This is a genomic window from Undibacterium sp. SXout20W, from assembly GCF_049340285.1.
GTDB lineage: Bacteria > Pseudomonadota > Gammaproteobacteria > Burkholderiales > Burkholderiaceae_D > Undibacterium.
Map to the genome: position 1 here is coordinate 1 of NZ_JBMPPH010000116.1, position 601 is coordinate 601.

A 601-nucleotide genomic window follows, 5' to 3' on the forward strand; every position below is an offset into this window, starting at 1 on the left:
TTGAGAAGCATGGCTTTGTCGAAGAAGCGCATGGCAGCAGCTTTATCGCGTTTAGTAGTTAAAAGAAAATCGACGGTTTGTCCCTCTTTGTCGACGGCACGATACAAGTATTTCCATTGTCCATTGATCTTGATATAGGTTTCATCCATTCTCCAGCTGCTACCAACAGGGCGTTTATATTTTCTGAATATTTTTTCGATCAGAGGCAGAAACCGGATTGCCCAGCGGTTGATGGAGGAGTGGTCGACAACAACGCCACGTTCTTGCATCATTTCTTCGAGATGGCGGTAGCTGAGTGGGTAAGCTGCATACCAACGAATACAGACGGCGATAATTTCTAATGGAAATCGCATTCGTTTCGTATCAAGCATGGCTGAGCATCAATTTTAAAAAGGTGCTGAGCATAACCGATTTCGCTTTTAAAAAGTTAATGCGACGGAACCGACATCGAGCACCATGTACCAGTAAAAATACAGCCCCTTCACATCTGCCGGCAGCCAGGTAATATCCCAAGCCCACAGACGATTCGGTTCGGTCGCACAGTGGCTTGTAACAACTCTGGTACTCGGTTTGCTTGCGCGTCCCCGGTGATGCTGCTGCT

At 46.9% G+C, this 601-nt stretch carries 1 protein-coding gene and 1 pseudogene; both read right to left on the minus strand.

Annotated features, from left to right (window positions below):
• Positions 1 to 371 (minus strand): IS6 family transposase (locus ACO0K1_RS20250; protein WP_423029010.1); only part of this gene is annotated, 371 nt, incomplete at its 3' end.
• Between the two features lie 66 nt (positions 372 to 437).
• Positions 438 to 601 (minus strand): annotated as a pseudogene (locus ACO0K1_RS20255) (IS3 family transposase); the annotation flags it as partial.